This window comes from Brevundimonas sp. 374 (assembly GCF_900102995.1).
GTDB classification, from domain to species: Bacteria; Pseudomonadota; Alphaproteobacteria; order Caulobacterales; family Caulobacteraceae; genus Brevundimonas; species Brevundimonas vesicularis_C.
Genome location: NZ_FNKT01000005.1, coordinates 139,442 through 156,142, shown reverse-complemented (window position 1 = coordinate 156,142; position 16,701 = coordinate 139,442). Strand labels below are relative to the sequence as shown.

At 65.2% G+C, this 16,701-nt stretch carries 15 protein-coding genes; 7 read left to right on the top strand and 8 right to left on the bottom strand.

All coding sequences use genetic code 11. The features are described 5' to 3' along the window. Positions 1–222, top strand: a 222-nt coding sequence (locus BLR19_RS12865) for an OmpA family protein (RefSeq protein WP_176758287.1), incomplete at its 5' end; no start/stop codon positions are given. Between the two features lie 188 nt (positions 223–410). On the opposite strand, the gene BLR19_RS12860 is transcribed toward BLR19_RS12865, so the two are convergent. Then, the gene (locus tag BLR19_RS12860) at positions 411–1,085 is read right to left on the bottom strand and encodes a YiaD family glycine zipper/OmpA-like lipoprotein (RefSeq protein ID WP_091751725.1); all 675 of its coding nucleotides are present in this window, start codon (positions 1,083–1,085) and stop codon (positions 411–413) included. A gap of 226 nt (positions 1,086–1,311) precedes the next feature. On the opposite strand from BLR19_RS12860, the gene BLR19_RS12855 reads away from it, so the two are divergent. After that, positions 1,312–2,223 (top strand): isopenicillin N synthase family dioxygenase, encoded by a 912-nt coding sequence (locus BLR19_RS12855; RefSeq protein WP_091751766.1) that lies wholly within the window; start codon positions 1,312–1,314, stop codon positions 2,221–2,223. Positions 2,224–2,227: 4 nt separating this feature from the next. Here BLR19_RS12855 and BLR19_RS12850 read toward each other — a convergent pair whose 3' ends face one another. The 6 genes from BLR19_RS12850 to BLR19_RS12820 form a co-directional block, all read right to left on the bottom strand. Further along, a complete protein-coding gene (locus BLR19_RS12850; protein WP_176758351.1) occupies positions 2,228–4,177 on the bottom strand; it encodes a TadE/TadG family type IV pilus assembly protein in 1,950 nt (649 codons plus the stop codon). A gap of 96 nt (positions 4,178–4,273) precedes the next feature. After that, positions 4,274–6,169, bottom strand: a complete 1,896-nt coding sequence (locus BLR19_RS12845; protein WP_091751719.1) for a M2 family metallopeptidase — start codon at positions 6,167–6,169, stop codon at positions 4,274–4,276. Between the two features lie 64 nt (positions 6,170–6,233). Continuing rightward, entirely contained in the window at positions 6,234–6,926 is a 693-nt protein-coding gene (gene mtgA, locus BLR19_RS12840; RefSeq protein WP_091751716.1) for a monofunctional biosynthetic peptidoglycan transglycosylase, read from the bottom strand. Continuing rightward, entirely contained in the window at positions 6,926–7,891 is a 966-nt protein-coding gene (locus BLR19_RS12835) for a WD40 repeat domain-containing protein (protein ID WP_091751712.1), read from the bottom strand. Before BLR19_RS12835 ends, mtgA begins: the two co-directional genes overlap by 1 nt. 368 nt (positions 7,892–8,259) lie before the next feature. Continuing rightward, the gene (locus tag BLR19_RS12825; protein ID WP_091751706.1) at positions 8,260–9,210 is read right to left on the bottom strand and encodes a pirin family protein; all 951 of its coding nucleotides are present in this window, start codon (positions 9,208–9,210) and stop codon (positions 8,260–8,262) included. A gap of 39 nt (positions 9,211–9,249) precedes the next feature. Continuing rightward, a complete protein-coding gene (locus BLR19_RS12820) occupies positions 9,250–9,738 on the bottom strand; it encodes an Lrp/AsnC family transcriptional regulator (protein ID WP_055754211.1) in 489 nt (162 codons plus the stop codon). Between the two features lie 161 nt (positions 9,739–9,899). Here BLR19_RS12820 and BLR19_RS12815 point away from each other — a divergent pair, with 161 nt between their 5' ends. The 5 genes from BLR19_RS12815 (at position 9,900) to lpdA (ending at position 15,902) form a co-directional block, all read left to right on the top strand. After that, positions 9,900–11,135, top strand: a complete 1,236-nt coding sequence (locus BLR19_RS12815) for a thiamine pyrophosphate-dependent enzyme (RefSeq protein WP_255366657.1) — start codon at positions 9,900–9,902, stop codon at positions 11,133–11,135. Between the two features lie 59 nt (positions 11,136–11,194). Continuing rightward, the gene (locus BLR19_RS12810; RefSeq protein ID WP_369818862.1) at positions 11,195–12,262 is read left to right on the top strand and encodes an alpha-ketoacid dehydrogenase subunit beta; all 1,068 of its coding nucleotides are present in this window, start codon (positions 11,195–11,197) and stop codon (positions 12,260–12,262) included. A 1-nt stretch (position 12,263) separates the two neighbouring features. After that, positions 12,264–13,919, top strand: coding sequence for a 2-oxo acid dehydrogenase subunit E2 (locus tag BLR19_RS12805; protein WP_091751700.1), 1,656 nt, complete (start codon positions 12,264–12,266; stop codon positions 13,917–13,919). 67 nt (positions 13,920–13,986) lie between these two features. Further along, a complete protein-coding gene (locus BLR19_RS12800) occupies positions 13,987–14,508 on the top strand; it encodes a hypothetical protein (protein WP_143007385.1) in 522 nt (173 codons plus the stop codon). Then, complete coding sequence (gene lpdA / locus BLR19_RS12795) at positions 14,505–15,902, top strand: dihydrolipoyl dehydrogenase (protein WP_091751694.1); 1,398 nt, start codon at positions 14,505–14,507, stop codon at positions 15,900–15,902. Before BLR19_RS12800 ends, lpdA begins: the two co-directional genes overlap by 4 nt. Here lpdA and BLR19_RS12790 read toward each other — a convergent pair whose 3' ends face one another. After that, positions 15,903–16,700 (bottom strand): SDR family NAD(P)-dependent oxidoreductase, encoded by a 798-nt coding sequence (locus tag BLR19_RS12790; RefSeq protein WP_091751691.1) that lies wholly within the window; start codon positions 16,698–16,700, stop codon positions 15,903–15,905. Position 16,701: the final 1 nt, after the last annotated feature.

The following is a 16,701-nucleotide window of genomic DNA, read 5'->3' as shown; positions in this document are numbered from 1 at the left end:
GTCCTGATCGTCGGCTACACCGACACCTCGGGTTCGGCCGCCTATAACCTGGGTCTGTCCAACCGTCGTTCGCGCACCGTCGCGGACGCGCTGGTCGCCTCGGGCGTCAACGGCGGCGTCATCGCCCTCGACGGCAAGGGCGAGACCAACCTGGCCAAGCCGACCGCCGACGGTGTGCGCGAACCGCTCAACCGCCGCGCGACCATCGACATCAACTTCTAAGGCTTTCGGAGCCGACCGGTTCGTCCGGGTCGGCTTCGAGCTTCGAAGTCGTCGAAAGACAGAACGCCGCTTCCGAAAGGAGGCGGCGTTTTTCTTTGCGCCGTCTCACCCTCTGCGTGATGCGTCCACGCAGCCAAAAAGGCGGCGCCTTGCGACGCCGCCCCCAAGTATTCTGACTTAAGGCCTGATCAGCCGGTGAACGGGCGGATCAGGATTTCGACGCGGCGGTTCTGCGCCTTGCCTTCGGCAGTGGCGTTCGAGGCCACCGGGTTACGCGAGCTATTACCGGCGACATAGAGGCGCTGCGCGATCACGCCGCGACGCACCAGTTCAGAGGCGACGCTGCTCGCGCGGCGCTCAGACAGAGGCTGATTGATCGCGTCGCCGCCCGACGAATCGGTGTGACCGATCACGTCCACGGTCGACTGGTCATACTGTTGCAGAACGCGGGCGACGTCATCCAGCACCGGCAGGAAGCGCGGATCGATGGAGGACTGGTTTGTGGCGAAGGTCACGTCCGACGGCATGCGCAACACAAGCAGATCGCCCTGACGCGCCACGCCGACACCGGAGCCGGAAAGTTCGGCTTCCATCGCGCGTTGCTGACGATCCATATATTGGCCGACGGCGGCGCCGCCCAGCGCGCCAATGCCGGCGCCAATCAGAGCATTCTTGCGGCCCTGTTCGCCGTTCGAGGTATTGGTCAGATAGCCGAGAACCGCGCCGCCCAGCGCACCGGCGATGGCGCCGGTCCCGGTGTTGTTGCGAACCGGACCCGAACGATAGGGGTCGGTGGTGGTGCAGGCGGCCGCCCCCAGCAGGGCGGCGATGGAAACGCTGGTGACGATGAACTTGGCGCGCATGGAATAGTCCCTTTCTTTTGAGCGATCTGGCGCGGAAACGTGCGCTTACTGTGAAGGTTCCAATCTGTACGGGGCATGAATGCCTTCCACGTCCGCACGCGCCATGACCCTGACAAGGTCGCCGATTAGGCGTATGGGAACCGCCGCACATCCCCAAATCGAGGACGACGCCGTGAGCGTGACCCAGACGGACCACACGACCGACCGCGCCATTCAGCCGGTTTCGATGACGCTGTACGACGCCGATTTTCAAGAGTTCAGCGACGCAATGGGCGCGTCCTTCTCCCGCTATGGCTTCGCTGTCGTCGCCGACCATGGTCTGGATGAGGCGCGCATCACCGCAGCCATCGACGACGCCAAGGCCTTCTTCGCACTGCCGGAAGAGGTGAAGCGTCAGTATCACCAGCCCGGTACCGGCGGCGCGCGCGGCTTGACCCCGTTCGGAGTCGAGGCGGCCAAGGACGCCAAAACGGTCGATCTGAAGGAATTCTGGCACGTCGGCCGGGAACTGCCCGAAGGCCATCCTTATCGCCGCTATATGCGCGACAACCTCTGGCCGACCGAGATCGAGGGCTTCCGCGAGCACCTGTATGGCATGTTCGAGGACCTGGATGCGCTCGGGGCCAAGATCCTGCGCGCCATCGCCCGCTATCTGAAGCTGGGCGACGACTTCTTCGCGGACAAGGTCGACATGGGCAACAGCGTCCTGCGCATGCTGCATTATCCGCCGGTTCCGGCCGATGCGCCTGGCGTGCGCGCCGGCGCGCATGAAGACATCAATGTCATCACCCTGCTGCTCGGCGCCGAAGAAGCCGGTCTTCAGCTGAAGGACAAGGACGGCAGCTGGCTCGACATCGCCCCGCCGCCCGGCGCCCTGGTCGTCAATATCGGCGACATGTTGCAGCGGCTGACCAACCACGTCCTGCCATCGACGACCCACCGCGTGGTCAATCCCGCGCCAGAGCGTCGCGGCTTCGCCCGTTATTCGACGCCCTTCTTCCTGCATTTCAACCCGGACTTCCCGATCGAGACCCTGCCCAGCGCCATCACGCCGGACAATCCCGATCGCTATGCGGGCAAGACCATCTTGGCCGAGGATTATCTGACCGAACGCCTGCGCGAAATCCGCCTGCTCTAGGCCGTCAGCGGGAAATCCGTAGTCGGGTGATGTCGCGTCCGATGGCCTGGAAGTCGTTGGACAGGTCCGCGCCCGACTGCGGCAGGAAGGCCTTGTCCTTATCGGTAGCGCAGGTGCTGAGGATGTTGGCCGCGTCGCTGCCCGGTGTGATCGAGAAGCCCACGGTATAGACGATCACGCCCTTGGCCTTCATGCCGGTGCACAGTTTTGCGGCCTGATCGAACGGGTCGCCGTTCGTCGCGTCACAGGCAATCTTGTCAAAGAGGTTGCCGGACCCTGAGCCCGCATCGCGGGCGATGACGCCGCCGCAATAGGGCGTGTTGAATTCGCCGTCCGTCATCAAGATCACCGCCTTCAACACCTTGGTCGGCGCATAGGCAGCGGCGGGATTGGACGACCAAAGCCCATTGAACTGGTTAGATACGGTGTACCAACCCCAAGCCAAGCCAATCTGCCCGGACGTTGATCCTGTAACGGTCAAACCGTTCACGAGCCCCGTCAATGTATCGATGTTGGAAGTCAGCGGCTGGATCGTCGCTGTCGGGCAAGGGTTACCCGCCGATCTCACGGGCGTTGAGCGTTGCGGAGCGGCATAGTTGCGACCCACCCTGGCCGTGCTCGGAGCCGCGTCGGTGTAGGCTTGTGAACCCGTACGCTCGCTGACGCAGCTGGTGTTACTAAAGGCGGTCAAGCGATTGTACTGAGCGTCGCGGAAGACGCGTGTGGCGCATCCATCGCGCCCACACTGAACGGAGCCGCCACCAGAATAATCAGCGAACGCGGCGCCACCGACAGGGATTACAAAGGCGTCGTTCGAGATTTTCTCTTGGACTTCGTAAAGGCCTTCATCATTCGTCGTGTTAAGCGCCGTCATGCCCTTAACGTCAGCGATCTGAAGCGTGTCGCCTTTCGACAAGCCGTGATTTGTGGAGGAGATGGTCACGAAGCAGTCGGAGCGCATGCATTTGCGGATCTGACCGCCCGAGCTGTAGCTGCTGTATCCATTGCCGCTAGTGGTGTTCAGCGCATACCAGTTCGTGCCCGACTGATATTGCAGGGACACCCGATTGGCGTCGATCCGCACGACCTTGTAGGCGCGGTTGTTGATCTGGGTCATGCCGCCGACGCCGCTGATCCAGACGTAGTCGTCGGTCGATAGCCCGTGGCCGTTGGCGGTCACGACGCCCGGCGAAGCGCGCGTGATGCCAGAGATCGACTTGGCCGCCGCCGCCGCCCATGCGGCGCCGCTGATGCTGGTCGATCCGATCGAGGCGCCGCGTGCGGCGTCGGCGCGAGCACCTAGATTTACGCCGATCGAATAGGGCACGATCGCCATGCGTGAATAGTAGGGCGTTTGTTTCGCCGCCGGCTGAACGACCAGTTTGATCAGCTGGTTTGCGGCGTTCTTCAAATCGCCGATCCGGTTGTTGCTGGCCATCGAGCCGGTGATGTCGAGCACCAGCGAAACCTCGATGTCCTTGGACGATCGATTCACCTCGGAGTGGACGCTGACCGGCAGGGTGTCGTCCAGTATCTTGCCATAGGGCGGCAGGACCACGTTGGCGATCAGGGTCTTCACCTGGACCTGGATGTCGGCGATGACGACCTGGTCTTTCGTCAGCTCAATCTTGACGGCGTCGTCAGCAAACGGTTCCACAGAGGCGTTGCGCAGATTGGCTCTCAGCGCCACCAGGGCGACGGTCTTCAGGTCGTTCGGATCGGTATAGGACGACCGCGCCGCAGCCAGGGTGGCGGCGTCCAGCGCGTCTTGAACGCGAGCCTTGGCCGTCGTCACGCGGTTGATGTCGATGCCGCCCAGGGTCAGCATGATCAGCGCTGGCATCACCAGAGCGAAGATCATCACGACATTGCCGCCGCAGTCCGACGACAGGCGCGACGTGAACGAGCGCAGAGTCTTCACCGCCCTGCCGATCCGATTGGAAACCTTCACCATGCCCATCCCAAAGGACGCGGACCGCCCGATTAGCGCTCAGTTTGCCATCGGGCGGTTAAGGGAACTGTGAAGGGGACAGTTAACGCCGCCGCGTGATCACGCGGCGCTCCATCCGCATTGGTGACCGCGGTTCTGTTCCTGGAGCCAGACGTTCAGCGGGGCGAAATAGTCGGCGATGGCCGAGGCGTCATTGCCGTCATCGCCGGTGAAGGCCTTCATCGCCTCCTGCCACGGCTGGGACTGACCCATTTGCAGCATGGCGTTGAAGCGGGCGCCCACTTCCTTATTGCCGTAAACGGAGCAGCGGTGCAGCGGCCCGGTCCAGCCGGCCTGTTTGCAGGCGGCGCGCTGGAACTGGAACTGATAGATCGCCGCCAGGAAGTAGCGCGTATAGGGCGTGTTGCCCGGCACATGGTATTTGGCGCCCGGATCGAAGGCGTTGGCCGGACGCGGGCCGGGCGGGACCAGACCCTGGTATTGCAGCATGTCAGCGGTCCAGGCGGTATTGTAGGCGGCCGGCGCCGTCTCGCCCGAGAAGACGTCCCAGCGCCAGCGGTCGACCATCAGGCCGAACGGCAGGAAGGCGATCTTGTCCAAGGCCATCTTGAGCAGGAAGGGAATGTCTTCCTCTGCGCCCGGGGTGGTTTTGAGCAGGCCGATCTGGTTCAGATAGGTGGGGGTCAGGGCCGACAGGCCGACGAAGTCGCCGATGGCCTCGTGGAAGCCATCGTTCGCGCCGTTCCGGAACAGCATCGGCTGGTTCTTGTAGGCGCGCTGGTAGTAGTTGTGACCAAGCTCGTGGTGTACGGTGTAGAAGTCGTCGCCGTTGACGTTGGTGCACATCTTGATGCGGATGTCGTCGGCGTTGTCCAGGTCCCAGGCCGAGGCGTGACAGACGACTTCGCGGTCGCGCGGGCGGGTGATCTGACTGCGTTCCCAGAAGGTCTGAGGCAGGGGATCGAGGCCCAGCGAGACGTAGAAGCCCTCGCCCGTCCTGACCATTTTCGTCGCGTCGTAATCAGCTGCCTTCAGCAGTTCGGTCAGGTCATAGCTGGAGGCGCCGCCGCTGGGCGGGGCAACCACATCATAGATGTTGCCCCACTGTTGGGACCACATATTGCCCAACAGATCGGCCCGGATCGGGCCGTGGGCGGGCTGGACCGCGTCGCCGTATTTGGCGTTCAGCCTGGCGCGCACATAGCAGTGCAGGTTCTCGTAGAAGGGCTTCACCTGGGCCCACAGCCGGTCGGTCTCGGCGGCGAAGTCGTCGGCGGGCATGTCATAGCCCGAGCGCCAAAGGGCGCCGGTGTCGGCGAAGCCCAGTTCGCGCGAGCCCTCATTGGCGATCTCGACCATGCGGGCGTAATCGTCGCGCATGACCGGCGAGATGGTGCGCCAGCCTTCATACAGCGCCTTGGTCTCGGCGGGATCGCGGCTGTCGGCCAGGATCAGCGAGGCCTCGTCCAGGGTGATCGGCTTGCCCTTGAAGTCGAACTTGCCGGTCGAATAGGTCGAGTCCAGCCGCGTCGTGATCTGGGCCAGTTCGTCGGCCGCGCCGGGGCGGTTGGGCGCCGGCAGAACCAGGCTGAGCCGCAGCAGGTTCAGCTTGCGCCGCACGACGGGATCAACCTGGACGTCGTTGAACTTGGCCGCTTGATTGGCCAGCTGGACCTGAAGCTCGGTCGCCTCGGCGTTGGCCTTGGACTCCAGCCACATGGTGTCGAAGGTGATGTTGGTGGCGCGCGCCCACTGGATGCGGGCGACATATTCGCTGACCTCGGCCCATTTGGTTTCGGCGTCGGCGATGAAGGCGGTCGCGCCCTCGGCGGTGATGGGATAGTCGGCGCGCATGCCGCTGACGGCCGGCGCGGGCGTCGTCGAGGCCGTCTGTTCGACGCCCGGGGCTGCGGCGGCGGGTTCGCTGGTGCTGGCGCAGCCGGCGGCGAAGGCGAGGGCGCAGACCGCGACGGCGGTCATCATCTGACGCTTCATGATGGATCTCCTGAACAGCGCGGGCAGGAGAGGTCAGGCCCGGTCGCCCGTCAAGCGTGACGGTTCAGCGACCGACGACGCAGGTGTTCAGACCTTCATTGCGCACCGTACCCATAGCCGCCTGAATACGCGCGGCGCGCCGACGCACATAGGGGCCGGGCGCGGCGGCTTCGTAACGACGCGGGGCCGGCAGGATGGCGGCCAGACGCGCCGCCTCACGCGGGCTCAGATCGCGTGCGGCTTTGCCGAACCAGTGGCGCGACGCGGCCTGGGCGCCATAGACGCCGGGCGCCCATTCCACCACGTTCAGATAGACCTCCATGATCCGGCGCTTGGACCACACGGCCTCGATCAGGACGGTGTAGCCCGCTTCCAGACCTTTTCGGATCCAGTCGCGCCCGGGCCAGAGGAAGACGTTCTTGGCCGTCTGCTGACTAATGGTCGATCCGCCGCGCAGGCGCCCGCCCTCGGCGTTGTGGTCCAGGGCCTTCTGGATCGCCTCCATGTCGAAGCCGTGGTGGCTGCAGAACCGGGCGTCCTCGGCGGCGATGGCCGCATTCACCAGATTGGGCGAAATCTGGTTCAGACCGCGCCACTGGTAGTCCATGCCGTCGCCCCTCGCGAGCTGGCGCAGCATCAGTATGGTGGGCGGCGGCGGGACAATGGCGACGATCAGCACGCCCGCGACCGGGATCAGGGCCAGGATCAAAAGCGCGGTCAGCACCACGCGACGCCAGCTCTTGCGGCCCGTCGCCATCAGAGGATCAACACCCCGGCGGCGCCGTCTTCGTCGGCCCAGGCCACCTTGTCGACGGCGGGGCTGAGCGACAGGGCGACGATGGCCGACCCCTTCTCGGCCTTGACGAAATTCAGACCCTGGGCCGCCGGATGCGCGACCCAGACCCGACCGTCGGTCAGGCCGGCGGCCAGCAAACCCTGATCGGCGCGGGCCGAGACCAGATTGACCAGGGTCGTGTCGTCATAGCCGATCTCGGTCGCCTCGCGCCCCATCGGTCCGTTCGATCCGATGAAGGGCCATAGGACCGCGCCCTGCGCGCCTGAGGTCGCCATCAGCTGACCATTTGCCAGGAAGGCCATCGAGCGCACCTTGCCGGGATAGCCGCCCATGCGCAGATTCTTGGCGTCCTTAATGCGCCAGCCGTGCATCTGATTGTCCTGCATCGTCGTGACGACGAAGGCGCCGTCGGGCGAAAAGGCGACGCCGGTGTGCGATCCGGCCCAGGCCAGCTTCACGGGCTGCTGTTTCTCGATCCGCGCATACCACAGGGCCGCCCCGCCATAGGTCGAGGTGGCGATGCGCCGGCCCTTGGGCTCGAAGGCGACGCCGGAGACGGTGCGCTCATGCTGGAAGTCGCGGCGGAAGCCGACCTCCTTGGGGTCGATCACCGACAGGGTGCGGCCGAAGGAGAAGGCGATCAGACCCGAGGCCGGCGAGGCGTCGATGGCGTCGATCCACTGGTTCTTGGTCGTGGCGAGAACGACTGGGTCCTCGTCGTGACGGGTCCAGACGACCTTGCCGTCATCGCCGCCTGTGACGATCCCGTCGCCGGACGGATGAACGCAGGCGCACAGCACGGCGCCGTCGTGCGCCTCCACCCGCGTCCGGTCCTCGAACCGGACCGAGCCGTCGCCGAGGGCGAAGACAGCGCCGGTGTTGTCGAACAGGGCGGCGGTGACCTGGGCGTCGAAATCGAAGTTCATTGCGCAGGCGTTAGCGGGTTGCGGGGATTATGCCTATAGCCGATGCCTCGTCGGTGCGGATCAGAACGCGGTCTCCCCAAAAGGTGAGGTGAGCACGTCCTGGAGCAATGGTCGCCTCGTACCAATACTCGTCATTCCAAAGAATGGTGCTGCCGTCCGTGGTTCCGGACAGAATCAACTCACCGATCTCGCTTCGCTCAATGGACAGAACGGCCCATTGCATGGGTGCCGAAAACCCTTCGACTACTAACAAGCCACCCCAGTCGTCGATCGGTTCAAAACGGAGCGTGTAAGCGCCTTGAGAACCTGATGCTTCAAGCTGAAACGGCCTTGGACATTCTACCCTCGTTCTCATGTCGCGCCACGCATCAGACCGGATCGGTCGGCTTGGGCGTCACTGGCGCAGGCTCCGCCTGCGCCTTTGCGGGTTCGTCGGGCAGGGGGATGAACTCCAGATCGTCGGCGTCCGGCAGCGTCATCCGGCCCGCCTTCCAATCGGCCTTGGCCTGATCGATGCGGGCCTGGCTGGAGGCGACGAAGTTCCACCAGATCAGCCGTTCCCCGACCGGCTCGCCCCCCAGCACCATGACGGTCGACTGGGTCAGGGCCTTGATCGTCGGTTCGGCCGTTGGCTCCAGCACGATCATCTGGCCCTCGTGGAAGGTGCGATCGCCGACCTCGATGGAGCCCTTGGCCACATAGAGCGCACGTTCACTCATACCCCCGCTTGGACCCCCGGCGCGCTTGCCGGACGGCGGGGCGGTACGCACGCCGGGCTGAAGCTCCCAATGGATATAGAACAGCGGCGACGACACCGGGACGGCCGCCTTGGCGCCGTAGGCCTCACCCGCCACCAGTCGCGCGAACAGGCCGCCGTTCTCGTAGGCCGGCTGGGCGTCTTCGCCCAGGTGATGGAAGGCCGGGTCCATCTCTTCGGCCTCGTCGGGCAGGGCGACCCAGGCCTGCATGCCGTGCATCGGCCCGCCCTTGCTCTTCTTCAGCGGATCGGTGCGCTCGGAATGGACGATGCCCTTGCCGGCGGTCATCCAGTTGACCTCGCCCGGCCGGATCGCCTGGTCGTAGCCGAGATTGTCGTGGTGCATGATCTCGCCCTCGAACAGATAGGTCAGGGTCGACAGGCCGATATGCGGGTGGGGTCGCACGTCGATGGCCGTGGCGCCCGGCGCGAACTCCGCCGGTCCCATCTGATCCAGAAAGATGAAGGGCCCGACCATCCGGCGCGAATGGAAGGGCAGGACGCGCCCGACCTCGAACCCGCCCAGGTCCTTGCGGCGTGCGTCGATCACCAGTTCGATCATGTGTCGGCTCCCAGTGCGGCCCGCGCCGCCTGAGCGACGTTATCCGACGTGAGGCGTGATGATGCCAAGAGGCAGAGCGGTCACATTCTTCACACCGCGCGTGACGATGTGGCTTTCGCAGTCCGAGACGATGCCGAGGGCCAGCAGCTTCTCGCGCAGGAACAGGTCGAAGGCGTGCATGTCCGAGGTGATGATGCGTAGCACATAGTCCTCGCGCCCCGTGATGGTGGCGCACTGGACCACTTCCGGCCATTTGGCCACGGCGGCCTCGAAGACATTGAGATTGTCGGCCGAGGGCAGCATCAGCTTGACGATGGCGTAGACCTCGAAGTCCAAGCCCAGCAGCTGAGCATTCAGCAGGGTGACGCGCTTGGTGATCAGGCCGGAGTCTTCCAGCCGCTTGATCCGCCGCCAGCAGGGCGAGGCCGACAGCCCGACGCGATCGGCGACCTCTGCGACCGAAAGCCCGGCGTCTTGTTGCAGGATATCCAGGATGCGGGCGTCGATGGGGTCGAGTTCGTCGGCCAATGCGTTTCTCCGATTATGATTATCGCGAAATAAAATACCCGATATCGGGATTGCGCAAGGTCAAATTGAGCGAGCACCTGCTTAGGGGTCGTGTTATCACACGTCCAGAGGAAACACGGACGGACCCCAGAACGGATATGGACGCCCGCATGAACGATAAAATGAACAAAAAGAACAGCCAGCCCCTGTCCTTGCGCGTGCCGGAGCCGTCCGGCCGTCCCGGCGATACGCCGGACTTCAGCCATCTGCAGATGGACCCTGCCGGTGTCGTCGAACGGCCCGAGGTCGGGTCGACGCCCTATCAGATGCGCGATCTCGCCTTCCGCCTGATTCGGGTGCTGGATGATGAGGGCGCCGCCGTCGGTCCGTGGAACCCTCGCCTGGATCCCGAGACGATGCGCCGGGGCCTGAAGGCCATGATCCTGACGCGCGCCTTCGACGACCGGATGCACCGCGCCCACCGCCAGGGCAAGACCAGCTTCTATATGAAGTGCACCGGCGAAGAGGCCATCGCTGTGGCGCAGGGCATGATCCTGAGCCGCGAGGACATGGGCTTCCCCACCTATCGCCAGCAGGGGCTTCTGATCGCGCGCGGCTATCCGCTGGTCGCGATGATGAACCAGATCTATTCGAACGCCGAAGATCCGATCAAAGGCCGCCAACTGCCGATCATGTATTCGGCCAAGGACTATGGCTTCTTCACCATCAGCGGCAATCTGGGCACCCAGGTGCCGCAGGCCGTGGGCTGGGCCATGGCCAGTGCCTACAAGGGCGACGACAAGATCGCCATCAGCTGGATCGGTGACGGCGCCACGGCCGAAGGCGACTTCCACAACGCCCTGACCTTCGCCTCCGTCTATCGCGCCCCGGTCATCCTGAACGTCGTTAACAACCAGTGGGCGATCAGCTCCTTCCAGGGCATCGCCGGCGGGCTTGAGACCACCTTCGCCTCCAAGGCCATCGGCTATGGCCTTCCGGCTCTGCGGGTGGACGGCAACGACTTCCTGGCGGTCTGGGCGGCGACCCAGTGGGCCGAGGAACGGGCGCGGTCGAACCAGGGGGCGACGGTGATCGAGCTGTTCACCTATCGCGGCGCCCCGCACTCGACGTCCGACGACCCCAGCCGCTATCGCCCCGGCGACGAGCATGAGAAATGGCCGCTGGGCGATCCGATCGAACGTCTGCGCCAGCATCTGACCGTCATCGGCGAATGGGACGACGAGCGTCACGCCGTTGCGTTGAAGGACGCCGTCGAACAGGTCCGCGCAGCCGGCAAGGAATCCGAAGCCATCGGCACCCTGGGCCAGTCGCGCCCCAGCGTGAAGACGATGTTCGAAGAGGTCTATGCGACCGAAGACTGGCGGCTGATCGAACAGCGCCGCGAGGTGGGGGTCTGACCATGAGCGAGCAAACCACCTTCACCGACGCCGACCGCAACGACGGCGTCGAGCCCGACATGGTCGACCACAACGCCGCCCCCGCCTCGGAAGCGACGGGCGCGGGCGTGGTCCCCATGAACATGATCCAGGCGCTGAACTCGGCCATCGACGTCAAGATGGCCGAAGACGCCAACGTCCTGTCGTTCGGCGAGGACGCCGGCTATTTCGGCGGCGTCTTCCGCGTCACCGACAAGCTGCAGCAGAAACACGGCCTGACCCGCAGTTTCGACGCCCCGATCTCGGAATGCGGCATCGTCGCCGCCGCGATCGGCATGGGCGCCTATGGCCTGCGTCCCGTCGTGGAGATCCAGTTCGCCGACTACATCTACCCGGCCTACGATCAGATCGTCTCGGAAGCGGCCAAGATGCGCTACCGCTCGGGCGGTCAGTTCACGTCGCCGATCACGGTGCGCAGCCCCTATGGCGGCGGCATCTTCGGCGGCCAGACCCACAGCCAGTCGCCCGAAAGCCTGTTCACGCATATCGCGGGCCTGAAGGTCGTCATTCCGTCAAACCCCTATGACGCCAAGGGCCTGCTGACCGCCGCCATCGAGGATGACGATCCGGTCGTCTTCTTCGAGCCGAAACGCCTCTACAACGGCCCGTTCGACGGTTGGCATGAAAAGCCGGTCAGCCCGTGGAAGGCCCAGGATCTGGCCCAGGTCCCGACCGGAAAATATGTCGAGCCCATCGGCAAGGCGCGCGTGATGCGCGAAGGAAACGACGTCACCATCCTGGCCTATGGCACCATGGTCTGGGTCGCCCTGGCCGGCGCGGAACACGCGGGCGTGGATGCCGAGGTCATCGACCTGCGCTCGCTCGTGCCGCTGGACATCGAAGCCATCGAGGCCTCGGTGAAGAAGACCGGCCGCTGCGTCATCGTGCATGAAGCGCCCAAGACTTCGGGCTTCGGCGGCGAGCTGTCGGCTCTCGTGCAGGAGCGCTGCTTCTATTCGTTGGAGGCGCCGATCGCGCGCGTCACCGGTTGGGACACGCCCTATCCTCACGCTTTCGAATGGGAATATTTCCCCGGACCGCGGAGGGTCGCAGACGCCTTGAAGAGCGTCATGACGGGAGGTCGATAAGATGGGACGTTTCGTCTTCAAACTGCCCGACGTGGGCGAAGGCACCGCCGAGGCCGAACTGGTCGGATGGCACGTCAAGGTCGGCGATGTCGTCGCCGAGGATCAGATCGTCGCCGACGTCATGACCGACAAGGCCACGGTCGAGATCACCGCTCCGGTCAGCGGCAAGGTCGTCGCCCTGCACGGCGAACCCGGCGCCATGGTGCCGGTGCGCGGCCCTCTGGTGGAGTTCGAGGTCGAGGGGGCGGGCAATGCCGATGACGCCCCGACGCCCGTCGCCCCCCCCGCCGCGAAGCCGGACCCCGCGCCCGTAGTCGCCGAGGCGCCGAAGGTTGAGACGCCGGCAGCCCCCGCTGTCGAGGCGCCGACATCCGGCAACTATGTCTTCAAACTGCCCGACGTCGGAGAAGGCACGGCCGAGGCCGAGCTGGTCGGCTGGCACGTCAAGGTCGGGGATGCGGTCGAGGAAGACCAGATCATCGCCGACATCATGACCGACAAGGCTACGGTCGAGATCACCTCGCCGGTCGCCGGAACGGTCGTCGCCCTGTACGGCGAGCCGGGCAAGTCGGTGCCGGTCGGCGGACCGCTGGTCGCGTTCGATGTCGAGGGCCGGGGCAATGTCTCGACGCTCGTCGCGGCGCCGAAACCGGCCTCCAAGCCTACCGAGAATGCGACGACGGCTTCCGCCGCGATTTCGACGGCTCAAAGCGCGACTTCAGCGACTGCGTCGTCCAAGCCCGTTCCCGCCGTGACGGGACGTGCGCCCGGCGAACGCCCGTCGGCCTCGCCGGCCGTGCGCAATCGCGCGCGGGATTTGGGCGTCGATCTGACCTTCGTGCCCGGTTCCGGCCCGGCGGGTCGGATCACGCACGAGGATCTGGACGGCTTCATCGCGCGCGGCGGTTCGCAACCCGCGTCGGCGCCGTCCGACGGCGGCTCGACCTATGCGAAGGCGCAAGGGACGACCGAGGTCAAGATCATCGGCCTGCGCCGCAAGATCGCGGAGAAGATGGCCGAGAGCGTGCGCCGCATTCCCCACATCACCTATGTCGAGGAAATCGACATGACGGCGGTGGAGGAGCTGCGCGCCCACCTGAACGCGACGAAGTCCAAGGATCAGCCCAAGCTGAACGTCCTGCCCTTCATCGCCCGCGCCATCGTCGTCGCCCTGCGCGACCAGCCCCAGATCAACGCCACCTATGACGACGAAGCCGGCGTCCTGACCCAACACGCCCCGGTCCATCTGGGCATCGCCGCCCAGACCCCGAATGGCCTGATGGTGCCGGTGATCCGCCATGCCGAGGCGCGCGACCCCTACGATACGGCGCTGGAGATTGCCCGCGTGTCGGGCGCGGCCAAGGACGGTTCGGCCAAGCGCGAAGAGCTGTCGGGTTCGACCATCACCATCACCTCGCTGGGCACGCTGGGCGGGGTGGTCCACACCCCGATCATCAACCACCCCGAGGTCGCCATCGTTGGTCCGAACAAGATCGCCGAACGGGTCGTGGTCAAGGACGGCCAGATGGTCGTGCGCAAGATGATGAACCTGTCGTCCAGCTTCGATCACCGCATCGTTGATGGGCATGATGCGGCGGTGTTTGTGCAGCGGATCAAGGGGCTTTTGGAGAACCCGGCGACGCTCTGGATGGGGTGATGCCCATTTTCTAAGCGAGAAAGCGAGGTCCGCCCGCGTCTATGGCTATCACCTCGAAATTGGCGCCATGGCTCTTGATGATCCTTTCTCGTCGCCGAGAGAGGAACATCGGGATCGGAAGGGTAATGTGATGCGGCAATTCAAAGTCAAAACGCTGACCTTCGGCGCCAGCCTGCTAGCAGCCGTCGGCGTCGTGGCCTCGTCCGCGAACGCCTGCATACCCGAGCCGCCGCCGGCATGGTCGTCTCTGCTACGGTCCGATGGGCCGGCGCTGTTCATCGGGCGCGTGACGACGGTGGAGCGTTTGGCTGAACCCAGGCGGACGCCGACCATCGAGGTTATTCAGTCCGAGGCGACCATCGCCAGACTGGAAACGCTTCAAGGCGCTCCGCAAGAGACATATACACTGACCGCTGCGGAAACCGCCCGTCCGCTGGGCGGCTATCAAGGCATGATTTGCGTCGATTTTCAGCGCGTCAAACCCGGCGACATAGTCTTGGCCATGGAAACCGGAACCGGCGCGGTCCGCGTTTTCGAGCCCCAGCAAGTTCCTCCGCAGTTCAGCACCCGCCTTGAGGCCTATCGTTGACCCAGACCCTGAAAACCAAAGTCCTGATCATCGGGGCAGGCACCGGCGGCTATGTCGCGGGCATTCGCTGCGGCCAGCTGGGCCTCGACACCGTGTTGGTGGACGGCGGCGATGGGCTGGGCGGCACCTGCCTGAACGTCGGCTGCATTCCGTCCAAGGCCATCATCCATGCGGCAGGCAAGTTCGAGACGGTGACCAAGGCGGCCGGCGGCGGGACGCTGGGCATAACGGCGGCGGCGCCGGCCATCGACCTGTCGCAGACGGTCGAATGGAAGGACGGCATCGTCCGTAAGCTGAACGCAGGGGTCGCGGCCCTGCTGAAGAAGGCCAAGGTCAAGGTCATCAAGGGCTGGGCCGAGTTCGCCGACGCCAAGACCTGCGTGGTCAAGACCGACGAAGGCGATATCCGCATCACCGCCGAACACGTTATTCTGGCGACGGGATCCGAGCCGGTCGAACTGCCCTTCCTGCCGTTCGGCGGCGACGTCATTTCCTCGACCGAGGCGCTGAGCCTGTCGGAGGTTCCCAAGAAGCTGGTCGTCGTGGGCGGCGGCTATATCGGGCTGGAACTGGGCATCGCCTATCGCAAGCTGGGCGCCGAAGTAGCCATCGTCGAAATGGCCGACCGTATCCTGCCGCTCTACGACAAGGCCCTGACCGATCCGGTCGCCAAGTGGCTGGAGAAGCATGGCGTCGAGCTGCATCTGGGGGCGCGAGCCGGGGGCTTCGGCGACGGAAAGCTGTCGATCACGACCAAGGATGGCGAGCCGCTGCAACTGGACGCCGACAAGGTGCTGGTCACGGTCGGTCGGCGTCCGCGTACGCAAGGCTGGGGTCTGGAAAACATGGGCGTGGCCATGGCCGGCCCGTTCGTGAAAATTGACCAGCGCTGCGCCACCTCGATGAAGAACGTCTGGGCGGTCGGCGACCTGACCGGCGAACCCATGCTGGCGCACAAGGGCTCGGCCCAGGGCGAGGTGGTCGCCGAAATCATCGCCGGCCACGACCGCATCTTCGATCCCGTCACCATCGCCGCCGTCTGTTTCACCGAGCCGGAAATCGTTTCGGCCGGCTTGGGCCCGAACGAGGTCGCGGGCCGCGACGATGTGATCCAGTCGGTCTTCCCCTTCGCCGCGATCGGCCGCGCCCTAGCCATCGAGGCGGGCGAGGACGGCGGCTTCCTGCGGGTGATCGCGAACAAGGGCGATCATCGCATCCTGGGCATCCAGGCGGTGGGCCAGCATGTGTCGGAACTGTCCAACAGCTTCGCCCAGATGCTGGAGATGGGCGCAGTGCTGGAAGACGTCGCCGGGACGATCCACGTCCACCCGACGCTGGGCGAAGCCTTCCACGAGGCCAGCCTGCGCGCCCTCGGGCACGCCATCCACATCTAATCAGATCCGGTCCAGCCGCTTCGCATGGTTCGCCACCATGCGGAGCGCCAGGCCATCGGGCAGGAAGCGGGCCAGTCCGGCCATGACGTTGTTCATGACGCCGGGGGTGACGCTGGGACGGTTGGCCTCGCAGGCGTCATAGCCGATGCGCGCCACGCGCGCGGCGTCCATCCACATCCAAGCCGGATAGGCGCTGGAGACCTGCTCGCGCGAACCATTGACGTCATGGAACTCGGTCAGGGTGTAGCCGGGGTTCAGCACCGTCACGTGAACGCCGGTCCCCTGCGTTTCCAGATGCAGGCCCTGCGACGCCTTGATCAGAAAGCTCTTGATCGGTCCGTACAGGGTGTCGCCCCCAGTCGCGGGCATCTGGCCGGCCAGCGAGGCGACGTTCAGCACCCGGCCGAAGCCCCGTTGGATCATGCCGGGCAGCAACAGCCGCGACAGCTCGACCGGCGCGGTCAGCATGACCTGGATCATGGCGCGGTGCGCGCTCAGGCCGGTATCCAGAAAGCCCGTGACCCGGCTGAATCCCGCATTATTGACTAGGCCGTCGATGGTAAGGCCATGAGCCGCGATGGTCGCGACCAGCCGCTCGGGCGCCTCGGGGTCGGACAGGTCTTCGGGGATCACGGTCGCGGTCACGCCGTGGGCGGCGGTCAGTTCGTCAGCCAGCGCCTGCAGCGGGGCTTGGCGACGCGCTGTCAGGATCACATTCCAGCCCTCGGCCGCATAGGTCCGGGCCAGGGCCGCGCCGATGCCGGCCGAGGCGCCGGTGATCAGAACGGTCCGATTCACG